The organism is Cobetia sp. PS-4MA, from assembly GCF_057670765.1.
Genome location: NZ_CM173107.1, coordinates 253097 through 268949 on the forward strand (window position 1 = coordinate 253097; position 15853 = coordinate 268949).

14 protein-coding genes are annotated in these 15853 nt (G+C 64.0%); 9 read left to right on the plus strand and 5 right to left on the minus strand.

All coding sequences use genetic code 11. From position 1 onward, the window contains the following. Nucleotides 1-102: 102 nt before the first annotated feature. Nucleotides 103-489, minus strand: coding sequence for a hypothetical protein (locus AC26AR_RS01170; protein ID WP_136939110.1), 387 nt, complete (start codon nucleotides 487-489; stop codon nucleotides 103-105). Between the two features lie 279 nt (nucleotides 490-768). Next, nucleotides 769-1356, minus strand: a complete 588-nt coding sequence (locus AC26AR_RS01175) for a type 1 glutamine amidotransferase domain-containing protein (RefSeq protein ID WP_084209441.1) — start codon at nucleotides 1354-1356, stop codon at nucleotides 769-771. A gap of 214 nt (nucleotides 1357-1570) precedes the next feature. Between AC26AR_RS01175 and AC26AR_RS01180 the strand changes: the two genes are divergently transcribed. The 5 genes from AC26AR_RS01180 (at nucleotide 1571) to AC26AR_RS01200 (ending at nucleotide 6396) form a co-directional block, all read left to right on the plus strand. Beyond that, nucleotides 1571-3373 carry a DNA recombination protein RmuC gene (locus AC26AR_RS01180; RefSeq protein WP_488107415.1) on the plus strand — a complete coding sequence of 601 codons (1803 nt, stop codon included), beginning with the start codon at nucleotides 1571-1573 and terminating at the stop codon, nucleotides 3371-3373. 306 nt (nucleotides 3374-3679) lie between these two features. Further along, nucleotides 3680-3976 (plus strand): BufA1 family periplasmic bufferin-type metallophore, encoded by a 297-nt coding sequence (locus AC26AR_RS01185; RefSeq protein ID WP_077378640.1) that lies wholly within the window; start codon nucleotides 3680-3682, stop codon nucleotides 3974-3976. A 90-nt stretch (nucleotides 3977-4066) separates the two neighbouring features. Next, on the plus strand, nucleotides 4067-5011 hold the full coding sequence (gene bufB, locus AC26AR_RS01190) for an MNIO family bufferin maturase (protein ID WP_077378643.1): 945 nt from the start codon (nucleotides 4067-4069) through the stop codon (nucleotides 5009-5011). Then, nucleotides 5008-5814, plus strand: a complete 807-nt coding sequence (locus AC26AR_RS01195; RefSeq protein WP_488107416.1) for an HvfC/BufC family peptide modification chaperone — start codon at nucleotides 5008-5010, stop codon at nucleotides 5812-5814. Before bufB ends, AC26AR_RS01195 begins: the two co-directional genes overlap by 4 nt. A gap of 108 nt (nucleotides 5815-5922) precedes the next feature. Next, a complete protein-coding gene (locus AC26AR_RS01200) occupies nucleotides 5923-6396 on the plus strand; it encodes a DoxX family protein (RefSeq protein WP_077378649.1) in 474 nt (157 codons plus the stop codon). Between the two features lie 79 nt (nucleotides 6397-6475). On the opposite strand, the gene AC26AR_RS01205 is transcribed toward AC26AR_RS01200, so the two are convergent. The 3 genes from AC26AR_RS01205 to betT all read right to left on the minus strand — a co-directional run bounded on the left by AC26AR_RS01205 (nucleotide 6476) and on the right by betT (nucleotide 10840). Continuing rightward, on the minus strand, nucleotides 6476-7588 hold the full coding sequence (locus tag AC26AR_RS01205; protein ID WP_488107417.1) for an App1 family protein phosphatidate phosphatase: 1113 nt from the start codon (nucleotides 7586-7588) through the stop codon (nucleotides 6476-6478). A gap of 305 nt (nucleotides 7589-7893) precedes the next feature. Then, nucleotides 7894-8373 (minus strand): Dps family protein, encoded by a 480-nt coding sequence (locus AC26AR_RS01210; protein ID WP_065392451.1) that lies wholly within the window; start codon nucleotides 8371-8373, stop codon nucleotides 7894-7896. Nucleotides 8374-8842: 469 nt separating this feature from the next. Further along, nucleotides 8843-10840 carry a choline BCCT transporter BetT gene (gene betT / locus AC26AR_RS01215; protein WP_077378655.1) on the minus strand — a complete coding sequence of 666 codons (1998 nt, stop codon included), beginning with the start codon at nucleotides 10838-10840 and terminating at the stop codon, nucleotides 8843-8845. A gap of 401 nt (nucleotides 10841-11241) precedes the next feature. On the opposite strand from betT, the gene AC26AR_RS01220 reads away from it, so the two are divergent. From AC26AR_RS01220 to AC26AR_RS01235, 4 genes are read left to right on the plus strand one after another with little or no spacing between them, the layout of a single operon-like run. Next, nucleotides 11242-11868 carry a hypothetical protein gene (locus AC26AR_RS01220; protein ID WP_404626036.1) on the plus strand — a complete coding sequence of 209 codons (627 nt, stop codon included), beginning with the start codon at nucleotides 11242-11244 and terminating at the stop codon, nucleotides 11866-11868. Next, entirely contained in the window at nucleotides 11868-12284 is a 417-nt protein-coding gene (locus AC26AR_RS01225; RefSeq protein ID WP_084209437.1) for a hypothetical protein, read from the plus strand. Before AC26AR_RS01220 ends, AC26AR_RS01225 begins: the two co-directional genes overlap by 1 nt. Before the next feature lie 13 nt (nucleotides 12285-12297). After that, the gene (locus tag AC26AR_RS01230) at nucleotides 12298-14298 is read left to right on the plus strand and encodes a sensor histidine kinase (protein ID WP_488107418.1); all 2001 of its coding nucleotides are present in this window, start codon (nucleotides 12298-12300) and stop codon (nucleotides 14296-14298) included. Next, the gene (locus AC26AR_RS01235) at nucleotides 14291-15766 is read left to right on the plus strand and encodes a sigma-54-dependent transcriptional regulator (RefSeq protein ID WP_488107419.1); all 1476 of its coding nucleotides are present in this window, start codon (nucleotides 14291-14293) and stop codon (nucleotides 15764-15766) included. Before AC26AR_RS01230 ends, AC26AR_RS01235 begins: the two co-directional genes overlap by 8 nt. Nucleotides 15767-15853 lie beyond the last annotated feature (87 nt).

Consider the following 15853-nt stretch of genomic DNA (forward strand, 5'->3'; position numbering starts at 1 on the left):
GCCCCCGCAGGTAGCCTGCGGGGGCGGTGTCGTATCTGGGCATCAGGCTCTCGTTGAACTTCCTGCGGTGGCGCTGGCTGGGCACTTCGAGCGTGCGTCAGCTCAGTGGATATTGATGCGTATCGCCGGGAAGCCGATGCTCACGCCATCGTGACGGCGGCGCAGGTCATGGCGGCGCGAATCGTATTGTCGATACTGATGAGGCGCGTAGCGCTCATGTTGGTAGTAGCGGCGCTGGGGAATGCGGTGACGCGTGTCGTGGCGAGAGTGATGGCGCTCCACCCGCGGCTCGTCGAACATCCTCAGATGGCGGCGCTTGATCGCCTCATGGCGGCTTTGCGGCGTGCTGTGACGCTCGATGGTCTGTCGGCCGTGATGCTGCTGACCCTGTGAGCGATGACGATCATCCGCGGCAACGACACCGGGGATGGCAAGGCTCAGCATGAGTCCCAGGCTCAGCAGGACTGGTGCCATTGTGATGGTGTGCATGGGGTGGTCTCCCGTGTTGTCGGATAGTCACCCTTCTTGATCCCTGTTCACACGATACCGTGTCGCGGACACTTTGACGAACAGCGTTCTCTGATGTGTCGACGTCTCCCTGAGTCCATGTCGTGATCTTCTGGCCTTCATGCTCTATGGCGCTCAAGGTAAGTGCTTGCTCGCAAATGCTTTTCCCTCGATGAGCGTCAGTCTGCGGTGCAGAGCGCAAAAAAAACGCCCCTGCCGCGGGGGCAGGGGCGTTTTCGGGTGCTGTCGTCGGGGACGAGATCAGGCGTGTTGATGCTGATGCTTGCCCTCGGCGAGCTCCTCGAGCAGCTTGGCATTGAAGGCATCGAGGTCATCCGGCTTGCGGCTGGTGACCAGCGCGCTGTCACACACGACGTCGCTGTCCTGCCACTCGGCACCGGCGTTTCGCAGGTCCTGGGCGACGGAGGGGAAGGAGGTCATCTTGCGGCCTTCGACCACCCCGGCGTTGATCAGGATCCACGGCGCGTGACAGATGGCGGCCACCGGCTTGTGGGCCTGGAAGAAGCTGCGCACGAAGTTCAGTGCGGTCTCGTCTTGGCGCAGGGTATCGGGATTGAACAGGCCGCCCGGTAGCACCAGGCCATGATAGTCGTGTTCGCTGGCATCGCTGAGCGAGGTGTCGACCTGGTAGGTCTCGCCCCAGTCGGTTTCGGCCCAGGCACGAATGCCGTCTTTCTCCGGCGAGACGATGTGTACCTCGACGCCCGCCTCCTGCAGTGCGGCGCGCGGCACCGCGAGCTCGGATTCCTCGAAGCCATGGGTCGCGAGAATGGCCACGCGCTTACCTTGCAGTTGTTGACGTGTCTGCTGATCGGTCTGCTGTGTCATGCAAATCTCCTTTCCGTGCTTCGGCTCTTGCGAGCGTGTTGGGCAGAGAAGGGAAAAATTCTGCTCTCAGCATGCGTTACTCACTGAGGTGAGCGCCCCACGTTGATGCAGCGAATTCCCGTCCTTTCGTGCCCTGACACTCAAGACATGGATGCGCGATACTGACTTTCAAGGGGGTGACCCCACTGCGTTTTCACCGGCCATGGAGTGCCCGATGCCTCTGCTTTCTGAATCCTCCGCCGTGATGTGGTTGCTGGTCGGCGTGCTGTTGATGCTGTCGTTGATCCTGGGGTTGGGCTGGCGGCGAACCCGCGAGCAGCTTCACGCTCTCGAAGAGAGCAGTGACGAAACTCGGCAGGCGTTGCAGCAGACGCTTGAAGAGGCGCGGGATCTACAGCAACAGGCCGAGCAGCGGGCGGCCCTGGTCGAGCAGCGTGCCGCACTGGATGGGCAGCAGGCGGAGCAGCAGCAACGCTATCTGAGCCAGTCGCTGGAGGAGGCGCGCCAGGCGCGCGATGCGCTGACGGAACAGCTCGCCATGCTGCGCGAATCGCTGCAGGGGCGGCTTGATGAACAGTCGCGTGCGCTGAGTGAACAGCAGACCCTGGCGCGCAGCCTGACCCGCCAGCAGGAAGTGCTGGAGGCCCAGCTGCTGGAGCGTGAGGAGCGTCTCGAGACATTGACCGAGCGCTACGCCGAGCTGCGCGAGACCCATGCCTCGCTGGTCACGCGTCAGCGTCAGGAGGCCACTCATCACGCCGAGCAGCTGGCACTGCTCAACGACTCCCGCGAACGCCTGAGTCAGGAATTCGAGCAGCTGGCAGGCAAGGTGTTCGAGGAGCGCCAGCAGCGTTTCACCGCCGCCAGTGGTGCCCAGCTCGAACAGTTGCTCAAGCCGTTTCGCGAGCAGGTCGGGGACTTTCGTCAGCGCCTCGAGCAGCTGCATGGCGAGGAGGTACGCGAACGCACCAGCCTCAAGAGTCAGATCGACCAGCTGGCGGGACTCAATCGCCAGATCACCGAGGAAGCGGCCAATCTGTCACGTGCGCTCAAGGGCGACAGCAAGATGCAGGGCAACTGGGGCGAGATGATTCTGGAGACCGTGCTTGAGCGCTCCGGCCTGCGAGAGGGGATCGAGTTCAAGCGTGAGGTGTCCTTCAGCGGTGAAGGCGGGCGCCAGCGCCCGGATGCCATCGTCTATCTGCCGGACAACAAGCATCTGATCATCGATGCCAAGGTCTCGTTGAGCGCCTACACCGACTACGTCAATGCCGCGGATGAGACGGCGCGGGCGCGAGCCCTGAGGGCGCATCTGACCTCGGTGCGCGGCCACGTCACGGGACTGGCGCGGCGCAACTATCCCGCCATCGAGGGGCTGGGGTCACCGGATTTCGTGTTCCTGTTCCTGCCGATGGAGCCCGCCTTCGCGCTGGCCTTCGAGCATGACGACAGCCTGTTCCAGGACGCCTTCACCCAGGGCGTGGTGATGGTGACGCCGACCACCTTGCTGGCCAGTCTGCGCACCGTGGCCAGTCTGTGGAGTCTGGAGCGCCAGAACGACAATGCGCGCGTGATCGGTGAGCGTGCCGGGGCGCTGCTCGACAAGTTCCGCGGACTTGCCGAATCCCTCGAGGAGCTTGGTAGCCAGCTGGGCCGTACCCGCGAGGCGCACGATACCGCCATGAAGCGTCTGGCCAGCGGGCGCGGCAACCTGATCAGCCGTGCCGAGGAGCTACTGGAGCTCGGTGCGCGCATGAAGAAGCCGTTGCCCGAGACCCTGGTGCGTCAATCCCGTGACTCCCTGCATCACCAGGGGCCGGTCTCTGGCCCGACATCGCAGTCCGATGCTGCTATTGAATCTGATCCTGAGACTGAGACTGAGACTGAGACTGAGACTGAGAGTGAGACTGAGACTGAGACTGAGCCTGCCTCTGGCTCGACGGCGGACAAGGCTCAATGTGCCACGCTATCGCGCTGGGAACATCTGGAGCGCAAGTGGCAAGGGGACACCCCGTGAACCGGCACATCTCGCTCATTGCCGGCTGACACTCGGTGGCATGCCATCTCTCGTATTCCCTGTTCTTTCTCGACGGCCCTCCAGCAGGGCCGTTTTTCTTGAGATGCAGGGTCAACGCAAGCTCGGACTATCGTGTTCTGACGCGGCGAGGAAGGAAATATCGTGAGTGATGCAAAAAATTCGACATCTTCTGCATCCGTTCTCCGGACCTCCCCGTAAGTTGGTTTGAGCCTGCGGTAATGGGGCGAAAATGACAAATGAACAACTTTCAGCTCATGAATGAGCGTTTTCTCAGGAGATGTGCCCATGTCTACCAAGTCCAACAAGTCCGCCAAGACCGCTTTCGCCCTGGCTTCCGCCCTCGGTACCGCCGTAGCGCTGTCTGCCGCCGTGGTCTCCATTCCGGCGCATGCCGCAGACATGGAGAAGTGCTATGGCGTGTCGCTGGCCGGTGAGAATGACTGCGCTGCAGGCCCGGGCACCTCCTGTGCCGGCACTTCGACCGTCGATTATCAGGGCAATGCCTGGAAGCTGGTCCCGGAAGGCACCTGCACCTCCATCGAAACGCCCACTGGCACCGGCAGCCTGGAAGAGATCAAGTAAGCATCACGCCTCGGGTCTCCCCCGAACCTGACGTCCGGTGGGCGGGTGTCTCACCCCTCCGCCGGACGCTCGCAGAATCGAGAGGTCGTCATGCACGAGTCATCCCCCACCTCCCGCAGCCCGGATTTCGGTACGGCCTTGCCGTCGTTCGATGACATGGCCACGGGAATCAGCCTCAAGGCGCAGCATGTCAGGGAGCTGATGTCATCACGGCCGGCGCTGGGGTTCCTCGAGATTCATGCCGAGAACTACATGGGCGCAGGCGGAGCCCCCCATGCGCGGCTGGATGCGCTGCAGGAGTATCCGCTGTCGATCCATGGTGTCGGCCTGTCGCTGGCATCGGATCGTCCGCTGGAGGCCGCGCATCTGGCGCGCCTTCGAGCGCTCTGCGAGCGTCACCCGCCTACCAGTGTGTCAGAGCATCTGGCCTGGGCCGGCCATAGCGGCCACTTCTACAACGACCTGCTGCCGGTGCCATTGACCGACGCGATGCTGGCACGGGTCAGCGATAACCTGATGCGGCTGCAGGACTGCCTGGGCCGCCAGGTATTGATCGAGAATCCCGCACACTATCTGCGCTTTGATGCGCAGGCTCTGGGCGCGGAGTTGATTCCCGAGACGAATTTCCTGACCCGACTGGTCGAGCGCAGCGGCTGTGGACTGTTGATCGACGTCAACAATGTCTTCGTCTCGGCGCACAACATCGGTGTCGATCCTGCGGCATGGCTTGAGTCGATCCCGGCCGCAGCCGTCGGCGAGATCCATCTGGCGGGTCATGTCGTCGATGAGCGCGAAGGCCTGCTGATCGACAATCACGGTGCGCCGGTCTGCGAGGCGGTATGGGCCCTGTATGCCGACTTCATCCAGCGAGTCGGGCCGCGCCCGACCCTGATCGAGTGGGATACCCAGGTGCCGGCGCTGGAGGTGTTGCTGGGGCAGACGGCTCGGGCCGAGCAGATTTTGCAGAGCGCCTTGGTGCAGCAGGGCTCTCGGGTTCCGCAGACCTCTGGCCCTCAGGTGGAGAGTCCGCGATGAGCACGCCAACGGCCCCCATGACTGACCACGATCTTCTCACCTGGCAGCGGGCCTTCATCACGGCGCTTGAGCAGCCTGACCGTCATCTGCCGGGCATCGAGGCGGCACATCAGGGGCGTCTTGACGTCTATCGCAACAATGTCTGGGCCAGCCTGGTCTCCGCGCTGCAGGACGCCTATCCCGTGACGCGTCAGGTCGTGGGCGAGCGCTTCTTCGCGGCGCTGGCGCATGATCACTCACGCCGTCACCTGCCGGAATCGCCCTTGATGATGGAGTACGGGGCGGGGCTTGCCGAGACCTTGCACACGACTCTGACGACGCTGGTCGAGCATCGACAGGCATCGGCCGCTCAGCTGCCGTTCTACGCGGTGGATCTGGCGCGGTTCGAGGCCGCGCGTCTCACGGCCTATCACGCCGCCGACGCTGAAGTGCTGGCACCGGCCAGGCTGGCGCAGCTGTCACCCGAGGCGGTGATGGCGTTGACCTTCCTGCCTCATCCCGCGGCAGGTCTGCTGCGCCTGGAGCATGCGATCTTCGAGGTCTGGCAACGCCACCAGCATGAGGGAGCCAGCCTTGCAGGCCTGGATGTCGCGCGGCCCGAGAACCTGCTGATCACCCGTCCGGCCCTGGAGGTTCAGGTGACGGTGCTGTCAGAGGCGGCTGCCTGGTTGCTCGACCTGCTGTTGGCGGGTGAATCGCTCGCGGATGCGGCCGCCATGCTGGCGGATGTCCATCCCGAGCAGGACCTGGGGCAGCTGCTGGCCCCTCTGCTGGCAAGTGGCGTGTTTCTCGCGCCGGACTAGTGTCGCCCATGATCTTTCGTCCATGCCAGTCTCCTGCCGACCTACCCGGGCCGAGCTGGCGCATTCCCTTTTTCTCGCGCACTGGCGCATCCTTGAGGAGGCCTCATCATGAGCCTTGAGTCATCCACGACGCCCGCGGTCCGTACCGGTGTGGCGGGGCAAGTCCTGAACGTGTTCGTCTGGCTGGAAAATCTGCGCATGGATGCCGTGCTGATCCTGATGCGCATCGTCATTGGCGCCGTGTTCTTCATGTCAGCGCAGACCAAGGTCGACGGCTTCGCGCTCAAGGAAAGCACCTTCTTCCTGTTCGAGTACGAATACGCGTTGCCGCTGGTCCCGCCGGTACTGGCCGCCTATCTGGCCACGATTGCCGAGCATCTCTTCCCGCTGATGCTGTGGCTGGGCCTGGGCTCCCGCCTTGCCGCGCTGGGTCTGGCCGGCATGACATTGACCATTCAGCTGTTCGTCTACCCGGAAGCCTGGGTAACCCACGGTCTGTGGCTGTCCAGTCTGCTGGTACTGGTGCTGCAGGGCCCGGGGCGTCTGTCACTGGATCACCTGATTCGCTCACGTATCGCCTGATCTTGCCTGCTGGCCACAACGCAAGACGGAGACCTCAGGGTCTCCGTCTTGCGTTGTGCGTATCGTGGGTCGTCGTGGGTCAGACAGGCTCTTCGGCGCGCTGATGCTCGATCTCGGCACGTACCATCTCGACACTGGCGGCATCGATGTAGTCATTGGCGTGTGCATGATGCGCCATGTCGAGGCTGTCGGTGCTCAACAGCATGTCGCAGCCCAGTGCGGAGAGCTCCTCGCCCAGCGTGGCCAGCTCTGCCTTGCGCGATTCGGAGTCACCGATCTGGCGAATGTAGATGGCGCAGATGCGGCCCGGGTAACGGCGCACGACATCGGCATAGACCTCCGGATCATGCTGACCGCTGTCTCCTATGAGCAGGAACTGCATCTCGTCATACAGGTCGAGCATCTTCTCGATCAGCGCCTGCTTGTGGTCTTCCGAGCGCTTGGGCAGGGGGCGCTGCAGCGTCAGCCCCCATTCGCGCAGGAACAGGATGGGGCCGACCGGGATGCGGTTGTGCTGGAAGAACACCTCCAGCATCTCATAGATGCTCCAGGGGCCGCGTGAGACGTAGAGCAGCGGGCGACTCTGCTGACCGTCGCTGCCCTCGTGGAGCGCCTGATAGAGCGCGGCGACTCCCGGGAAGGCAGTGCGTCGCTCGGCGGATTCGATGAACAGCCGATAGAGCATCTTGAGCTTGTTGGCGACACCGGTGTACATCACGGTGTCGTCGATATCGCTGATCACGCCCAGCCGGGTGCTGGCCGGTGGCAGGTAGACCTGGGCCTCGCCCTCGACAGCGGCCTGCTTCGGCGGCCGGGCGGTGATCCGTGCCGTCTGCCATTGGCCTTGATCTGCCAAGGGCGACAGCAGAGGCAGGTGGACGCTGAAGTAGCCATCGCGGTCGGTGACGACGGTGGTCTGGTTGCCGCCAAGGCTGACTTCCACCTCCACGCCGCCCTTGCCCCAGCGCAGCAGACGGCGGCCGACATCCATCAGGTCGCGCCCGGCCCCGGGCGCCAGCTGACTGCGCGAGCCGGGCTGCTGAAAGATGCGGCCCATCAGAAAGGCTTCATTGTGTGAGCCATAGCCACGATAGGCATGGATGACGCAACCATCCTTGCCCTGGGCATGGCGCATGGGCTTGGCAGCCACATGCAGCAACTTGCGTAGCAGACGTGTCAGCGGCAGTGACATGCAACCCTCCTGGTATGACGCCTGATCAACCTGCCTGATTGGCAGCCACCCTGCGTGTCGCGTGATGATGCGCTTCCGAGCATGGTCCTGCGCCTCTTGCTCAAGTGCTTCTCGGGCTCAAGTCCTTCTCGGGCTCAAGTCCTTCTCGAGCTCAAGTTCTTCTCGAGTCTGCCCCTCGAATGGTGTCCGACCCACGAAAACGCCGCCTTCCGGACACCGCGCAAGCACGGGACAGAAGGCGGCGTTCACGGCCTGCCGATCACGCTGGCGGCAGTGTCAGACACGCGATGGTGTCCTGGTCAGAATCACTCGCCCAGGTAGGCGGACAGCATCCAGACCGTCTTTTCCTGCTCGCGGATGTAGTCGCCGACCAGCGAGGCAGTCCCTTCATCGTCGGCATCGGAGGCGACGGAGAGGATTTCACGCTGCAGCTCGATCAGGGACTTATAGCCGGTGAGCAGACCCTTGACGCAAGCGGTGCCATCGCTGACGTGGGTGTCTTCCTTGATGGTCGCCACGCGAGCGTAATCGCTGTAGGCGTGCATCGGCTCGTGACCCAGGGTCAGGATGCGCTCGGCGATCTCGTCGACCTTGGTCAGCAGGTCGGTGTAGGTTTCCTCGAACTTCACGTGCAGCTCGAAGAACTGGTTGCCCTTCACGTTCCAGTGATAGCCACGCGCGTTCATGTAGAAGGTCTGGTAGTTGGCCAGCAGCACATTGAGGTGCTCCGCCAGCTGGGTTGCGCTGGAAGTATGCAGGCCAATGGCATTGGTATCGGTGGACATGAAGACTCTCCTTGAGAATGGGCGACGTGAAATGTGGTTGGAATACGTGGTGAGGCAGGGCGCGGGCACTGAGGACAAGCAGGCGATATCCCTTACCTTCGAGTGCCTCAGGTTCATGAAGCCAAGTCCATGGCACCAGGCCCGAGCAACCGGGTCGATGGCACCAGTGTAGAGGGTGACGGTGCCGTGCAGTAACGAATTCGCTGCATCGTCGTGATCGTCTGGTGCTATGACGTGTTCCGGTGCGAATGATCGGATGACTGAGCCATCCAGTGCCTCACGATGAATCCGTGATCAAGCGTCTTTCTGGTACATGCGGCTCAGGATGACGCTTTTCAAGGTGGCACGGCAAGGTAGCACGCGGTCCATTGCCGGGGCATGACCGTGAGAAACGCAAAGGCCCCGCACGGGGCGGGGCCTTTGCGACAGCCAGACCAGCAGCTGTCATCACTTCAGCAACGCTCAGGCGTCAGTTGCGCGCCATGTGCAGGAAGTGCATGTGCTTCTCGTACTGATCCAGTACATCACCGATGACCTGCTCCTTGGTGTAGCCCATCAGGTCATAGGTCTGGCCGCCTTCGCGCAGGAAGACCTCGGCCCGGTACTGGCGCTCCACGTCACTGGTGCCCTTGCGCTTGACGTTGCGCAGCGCGAAGGCCGGTGCCGCATACTCGCGGACACGTACGCCATAGATGAAGTCGATCTCGTCGCCATGGCTGACCTGCAGATAGCTGCGGTCATCTTCGTCGTTGACGCGCACATCCAGTCCCTGCGCCTCGAACTCCTTGGCGACATCCGACAGCGCCGGCGTCACGACATCCGACAGATACTGCTCGACATTCTTCTGCTGCGGCGTCTCGACCAGGGTCTGGACGCGCTTCTGCCAGCTGCGTGCACCACCGGCGGTATGCCCCGGCGTGTTGCTGAGATGCTGCATGGAGCGCTGCTTGACGCCTTCAAGACGCAGCGCCTTGAGCAGGCCGTAGCAGACGAACATCAGGATGATGGCGAAGGGCAGAGCAGAGGCCAGCGAGGCGGTCTGCAGTGCGCCGAGACCCCCGGCCATCAGCAGCGCCACGGCCACGAAACCTTCGGACACGGCCCAGAAGATGCGCTGCCAGACCGGAGATTCATCGCCTTCCTTCGAGGTCAGCATGTCGATGACCAATGAGCCGGAGTCGGAGGAGGTGACGAAGAAGGTCACCACCAGCACCGTGGCCAGCAGGGAGGTCACGCTACCGAACGGGAACAGTTCCAGGAACTTGAACAGTGCCACGGAGGCATCCGCGGAGACGGCTTCGGCCAGATTGCCAGCGGCGTCGGTCATCAACAGGTGTAGTGCACTGTCGCCGAAGAAGGTCAGCCACATGAAGGTGAAGCCCATCGGCACGAACAGCACGCCATAGACGAATTCACGGATGGTACGACCACGCGAGACGCGTGCGATGAACATGCCGACGAACGGGGACCACGCGATCCACCAGCCCCAGTAGAACAGGGTCCAGCCACCCAGCCACTCGGACGGGCCGTCTTCCGGGATGTAGGCGAACATGTTGAAGGTCTTGTCGACCACTTCGCTGAGGTAGCCACCGATGTTCTGGATCAGGGTCTGCAGCAGGAAGATGGTCGGGCCAACGCACAGCACGAACAGCATCAATGCCAGCGCAAGACCGAGGTTCAGCTCGGAGAGACGACGGATGCCGCCGTCCAGCCCCATGACTACGGAGATGGTCGCCAGGCCGGTGATGATGGCGATCAGGATGACCTGGGTGGTCAGGCTGTTGTCGATATCGAACAGATAATGCAGACCGGAGCTGACCTGCAGCACCCCCAGACCCAGCGAGGTGGCCACCCCGAACATGGTGCCGAAGACGGCGAAGATGTCGACGGCATGACCGATCGGGCCGTGGATGCGCTTGCCGATCAGCGGGTACAGCGCGGAGCTGATGCGCAGCGGCAGGTTGTGGCGGAAGCTGAAGTAGGCCAGCGCCAGTGCCACGACGGCATAGACGCCCCAGGCGTGGATGCCCCAATGGAAGAAGGTGGTCTTCATGGCCTCGCGAGCGGCTTCCACGGTACCGGCATCGCCCACGGGCGGTGCGGTGAAGTGGAAGACCGGCTCGGCGACACCATAGAACATCAGGCCGATACCCATGCCCGCGGAAAACAGCATCGCGAACCAGGAGCCGTAGCTGAAGTCCGGCTCGGAGTGGTCCGGCCCCAGCTTGATGTCACCGGATTTAGAGAAGGCGAGCCCCAGCGTGAAGACCACGAACAGCCCCATGGCCAGCAGGTAGAACCAGCCGACGGTATCGATGATCCAGGTCTGGACGTGGCCGAAGACCACGTTCGCCGTCTCGGGCATGGATACGGTGAAGATCACGAACGCCAGTATCACCACGGCGGAGCCGAAGAAGACTGGCGGATTGATCTTCGCGACCGTAGGTTGGTCGGCATTTTCTGACATAAATTTCTCTCCCTGATTGCCTGTTCGACGATAATGGTAACTTATTGAACCTGTGGCGTCGTGAGTTGTCCGCGCCATATCGTTTCCATGTGTAACCGATGATGAGGCCATGGAAATGCGATGGGGACGAAAGCGCTCCGGCACGCTGATGCCTTGGCGCATCGCGGGTCAGGCGTCGTGCCAGCCGGGACTGGCCGTCGCCCGGGAACATGCATGAGGTAGGCGTTGGCGTGGTGGCGAGCTAAGATGAGACCGTCTGCATTCAGGCCCCTTTACTGCTTGATACTATAGTTATGCACAAATCCTACAAGGCTTAAGTGTCAGTCTAGTGGCTTTGCGCCATCTCGCGGATGAAAATCGTGATGGCTCGCCAAGTCAGATGGCTGACCGGAGACGTTCGCATGTTCTCTCGACTTCCCTTAGCTCCCTCTCGGATCGAGGCAAGCGCTCGAACGCCGCAGGCCGGAGCGGTGTCTCGCACGGGGCTGCTCATCTCGGGCCTGCTGCTGTTGAGCGGCTGTTCCACGCTGACGAGTCAGGACCCGCTATCTGCCCATGACAGCGAAGCGCTGCCTGCGGCCTGCATCTTCCCGCGTCAGGGCGATGCCGATCAGTGGCTGCGCGCCGCCGCCGAGGTCGTGGAGGCCCGTGGCTACAAGGTGCGCGAAAGTGAGCTATCGCTGGGCCTGGTGACCGGGGAGCGCAAGGTCGACCAACCGGGGCTCGGGGCCATCGAGGGGCCCTTCGGCTCTCGCATCGGGTTCTCGGTGGGCTACGGCGTGGCCGCCGGGCGTGGCATCGGTGTCGGGGTGGGCAATGACGTCTATCGGGACGACCCGATCAGCTTCGAGCGCATCTCGCTGGTGGCACCGGACGAGCGAGTGCGCGTGATCCGTGATGAGCAGGTCATCAATCAGGGCGGGTATGTCATCGATGCTCGACCACAGAATCTCAGCGAGAGCTGTCAACAGATCGAACGTCAGCTGGAAGCCGCGCTGGCGGGCCGTGATCCTCGAGAGGTGCGCTGATGAATCCTTCCCTTCCTCGCTGCCTGCGTCTGGTGGCCTGTCTCGCCCTGCTGTCGCTGGGCGGCTGCATGACACAGCCGACCCATGCGCCGGACTCCCGTACCGCGGTGATCGCGCCCGACAGCGGCACGCTGACCTCCCGGCAGGTCTTCGTCACGCTGATGACCACGCTTGCGGAGCGCGGCTTCATCATCGAGCGGGCAGACCCGGATCTCGAGCGGCTGGATGCCAGCTACGCCGCCAGACCACCGCTGACCCTCGACGCCTGGGTGAGTGAGGTGAACGGCCAGATTCGTCTGAGCGTGACGGGTGACAGCAATGGCGCCGAGATCGCGCCGGGGCGTCTCGACAACCTGCTGGTGGACGTGGCAGTGGCGCTGAACGCACGTACCGTGCCGGTGATCGGCACGCCATGATCGCCAGCACCCCATGACATCGCGCCATGCCCCGGGGCGTGATCGGGCATCTTCCGATCGCTTGCGCCCGGAGGGATTGAGTCTGCACCGACGACGGCGCCTGACCTGGCTGGCACTGGGCGCCAGCCTGTTGGCCGGCGTACTGGTGCTGTTCGCGCTCTGGCAGTGGGAGTTCGCCCGCAGCGAGCGTGAGGCACGCCAGCATGCGGCCATTCGGCTGCACTTCTATGCCAGCACCCTCAATGCGGAGTTGTCGCGCTTTCAGTGGCTGCCCGCCATGCTGGCGCGACAACCGCGCGTGCGTGCCGCCTTCGATGACACGGCCGATATCGCCGAGTCCGGCAATCGTCTCGACTGGCACCTGCAGCGTGTGGCCCGGGAATCAGGCGCCGCCGCGATCTTCCTGACGGATGCCTCCGGCGTGACGCTGGCCGCGAGCAACTTCGATGAATCCGACAGCTTCGTGGGCCATCGTTACGCCTACCGGCCCTATTTCCTGGATGCGATGGCGGGCGGGCGCGGGGAATTCTTTGCGGTGGGCAATACCACGGGGCGCCCCGGCTACTTCGTATCCGCGCCCGTGGCGGGGGCGGACGGCCAGCCGCTGGGCGTGCTGGTGGTCAAGGTCTCGCTGGAGGCGCTGGAGGATACCTGGCGCCAGGCCGGCGAAACGGTACTGCTGGCCGATGCCAATCGTGTCGTGCTGCTGGCCTCACGGCGGAGCTGGAAATACCGCACCCTCGAACCTCTCGCGCCCGCCGCTCTCGACGACATCCGGGCGCAGCAGCAATTCCGCGGGGCGCCGCTCTCCCCGCTGGCGCGCTCGCTGGAAGACGGCAGTCTGGTGCTGGGGGCGGGAGAGGCGTCTTCCCGCTCCTCGACTTCCGTCGGCCAGCGCTATCTGGATGAGTCGCTGTTCAGTGGTCCGCTGGCCTGGCAGCTGCACTTTCTGATGCCGCTGCGGCCTCTCTATATACAGGCGCGCAACACCATGCTGGCCGGGCTGGCGGTACTGCTGGGGCTGGGCATGCTGGCGCTGTGGATGCGCGAGCGTCAGGCGCGCCTGCGGCTCATCCGGCGTGAGGCAGTGGTCATGCGTGAGATCAACGAGCGTCTCGAGGAGCGTGTCGCCGAGCGCTCCCGCGAGCTTGAGGCCACCCGTGACGAGCTGGTGCAGGCGGGCAAGCTGGCGGCGTTGGGCACCATGGCTGCCGGCATTGCCCATGAACTCAATCAGCCGCTGGTCGGCATTCGCACCTATGCCGCCAGTGGCGGGAAGTTGCTGACGCGTGGCGTGTCTCAGGCGACGACCCGCCCGGAGCTGCTGCCACGTGCCGCCGAAGCGGCGAGCGGCAATTTCACGCGTATCGCGGCACTGGCCGAGCGTCTGGGCGACATGATCCGCCAGTTGCGGGTGTTCGTGCGGCCGGCCAGTCAGCAGCCGCCAGCGCCGCTGGCACTGGTGCCTCGCATCGAGTACGCCCTGGAACTGCTCGATGAGCGGTGCGAGCTTCTGGGGCTCGTGATCGAGCGGCAGGGACTGATGCCAGAGGTGCGGGTGATGGGAGAGCAGGCGCGCCTCGAGCAGCTGCTCACCAACCTGATCCGCAATGCCGTGGATGCGCTGGAGGGTCAGCAGCGCGATGGCACCCTGGGCGGGCGCGCCCGTATCCGGCTGAGCTGGCAGGCCTGGCCTGAGGTTGCCTGGCTCGAGGGGCGGCCCGGCGGTTGCCTGCGCATCGAGGACAATGGCCCCGGGATCGACCCGGCATTGCGGGCCACCCTGTTCGACCCCTTCACCACCACCCGCGAAGTGGGTGACGGCATGGGCATGGGGCTCTTTCTGAGCTATGGCATGGCACGTGACCTGGGCGGTGTCCTGCGGCTTTCGGACGATGCCCCGCCGGGTGCGCTGGGCGGTGCCAACTTCGAACTGTGGCTGTGCACGCCCCCTGATGACGCGGGCAGCCCGACACCCACTCGACTGACCCCGGAGGCACCTGACCATGAGTGATGCTGCCTTCGAGACGGGCGATGAGCGCCTGACTCAGGATCATGAGCTGACCCGCGAGGCGCCCATCTGGCTGGTGGACGACGACCCGGCCGTGCGGGAATCGCTGTCTCAGTGGCTGGAACTTGCGGACCTCAACCTGCGCTGCTTCCCGCGGGCCGAGGCCTTGCTGGAAGCGCTGGCCGCCGGCGAGCCGGTCAGTGTGGTGATCAGTGACATTCGCATGCCGGGCATGGATGGGCTGACGCTGCTGTCACGGCTCACGCTCGAGGCGCCGGAGCTACCGGTGCTGATGATGACAGGGCATGGCGATGTGGCCACTGCGGTCTCGGCCATGCAGGGCGGAGCGCGCGATTTCATCGAGAAACCCTTTGACCCGGAAGCGCTCGAGCTCAAGCTGCGTCAGGCGCTGGCAGGCCGGCGGCTGAGCGATGAGAACCAGCGGCTGCGTCGTCGCCTGAGCGTGCGGGGGCTTGCCGGTCTGCTACGTGGTGAAAGCGCGAAGATACGTCAGTTGCGCGAGCAGATACTGGAGCTCAAGGGGCATCCGGCACGCGTCTGGATCACGGGGGAGTCGGGCAGCGGGCGGACCACCACGGCGCTGGCACTCGCCGAGCATGCGCCGGCGGAGGGAGAGGCCCAGCGCGTCGGCACATCGCCGGCCTCCGCGTTGCTGGCGAAGGTCGAATGTCGTGCCCTGGTCGGTATGGCGTCGAGCACTAAGGCGTCGAGCACCAAGGCATCGAGCACCAAGGCATCGAGCGGCGCGGCGTCGAGCGGCGCGGCATTGTCCGAGGCGATCGATGAGGCTCTTCAGGCCGCTCCCGAGATGAATACCCTGTTGCTGCATGACGTCGACGTCCTGAGCCGTGAGCAGTGGCAGTGGCTGGACGCCTGGCTGAACGCTCAGCCCGAGGGCGGACGTCGCGCGCCGCGGGTGGTCTTCAGCGCCGAGTGCAGCGTCCAGGCCTTGGTGGCCTCCGGCACGCTGGGGCTGACGCGGGGGCACGCGCTGGCGGAGATCGAGCTGGTCACGCCGTCACTGCGTGAGCGGCGCGAGGATATCCCGTTGTTGATGGCGCATTTCAGCCGCCAGGCCGCCGACGTTCATCAGGTTCCTGAGCTGCCCTTCGTCCGGGGCGAGCTGACGACCCTCATGGCGGCCGACTGGCCCGGAAATCTTGCCCAGCTACGTCAGCTGGCCAGCCAGCGGACCGTGCTGGGTGAACAGGGACAGGAGCCGCCGGCGACCGGGCAGGAAGCGGGAGAGGAGGACCCGGACGGGCTTGCCGCGCAGGTGGCGTTGTTCGAGGCGACGCTGATTCGAGCGGCCCTGACACGTGCCCGAGGCAACATTGCCCAGGTGCTGGAGGAACTGGCCCTGCCGCGCCGGACGCTCAACCTCAAGATGCACAAGTACGGACTGCGGCGTGATGACTTTCGCCATGGTGCGGACGGGGCATCGGAATGAGCGCCTGCTCGGGAATCAAATTGTCGGTCTGGCGTCGAAGGGGTGGTTCGTGCCCCCGAATGTTATAAGGTAACGACGATGTGCCAC

Coding starts and splice junctions, on each gene's coding strand:
- AC26AR_RS01170 (WP_136939110.1), bottom strand. CDS start 489: ATGCACACCATCACAATGGCACCAGTCCTGCTGAGCCTGGGACTCATG.
- AC26AR_RS01175 (WP_084209441.1), bottom strand. CDS start 1,356: ATGACACAGCAGACCGATCAGCAGACACGTCAACAACTGCAAGGTAAG.
- AC26AR_RS01180 (WP_488107415.1), top strand. CDS start 1,571: ATGCCTCTGCTTTCTGAATCCTCCGCCGTGATGTGGTTGCTGGTCGGC.
- AC26AR_RS01185 (WP_077378640.1), top strand. CDS start 3,680: ATGTCTACCAAGTCCAACAAGTCCGCCAAGACCGCTTTCGCCCTGGCT.
- bufB (WP_077378643.1), top strand. CDS start 4,067: ATGCACGAGTCATCCCCCACCTCCCGCAGCCCGGATTTCGGTACGGCC.
- AC26AR_RS01195 (WP_488107416.1), top strand. CDS start 5,008: ATGAGCACGCCAACGGCCCCCATGACTGACCACGATCTTCTCACCTGG.
- AC26AR_RS01200 (WP_077378649.1), top strand. CDS start 5,923: ATGAGCCTTGAGTCATCCACGACGCCCGCGGTCCGTACCGGTGTGGCG.
- AC26AR_RS01205 (WP_488107417.1), bottom strand. CDS start 7,588: ATGTCACTGCCGCTGACACGTCTGCTACGCAAGTTGCTGCATGTGGCT.
- AC26AR_RS01210 (WP_065392451.1), bottom strand. CDS start 8,373: ATGTCCACCGATACCAATGCCATTGGCCTGCATACTTCCAGCGCAACC.
- betT (WP_077378655.1), bottom strand. CDS start 10,840: ATGTCAGAAAATGCCGACCAACCTACGGTCGCGAAGATCAATCCGCCA.
- AC26AR_RS01220 (WP_404626036.1), top strand. CDS start 11,242: ATGTTCTCTCGACTTCCCTTAGCTCCCTCTCGGATCGAGGCAAGCGCT.
- AC26AR_RS01225 (WP_084209437.1), top strand. CDS start 11,868: ATGAATCCTTCCCTTCCTCGCTGCCTGCGTCTGGTGGCCTGTCTCGCC.
- AC26AR_RS01230 (WP_488107418.1), top strand. CDS start 12,298: ATGACATCGCGCCATGCCCCGGGGCGTGATCGGGCATCTTCCGATCGC.
- AC26AR_RS01235 (WP_488107419.1), top strand. CDS start 14,291: ATGAGTGATGCTGCCTTCGAGACGGGCGATGAGCGCCTGACTCAGGAT.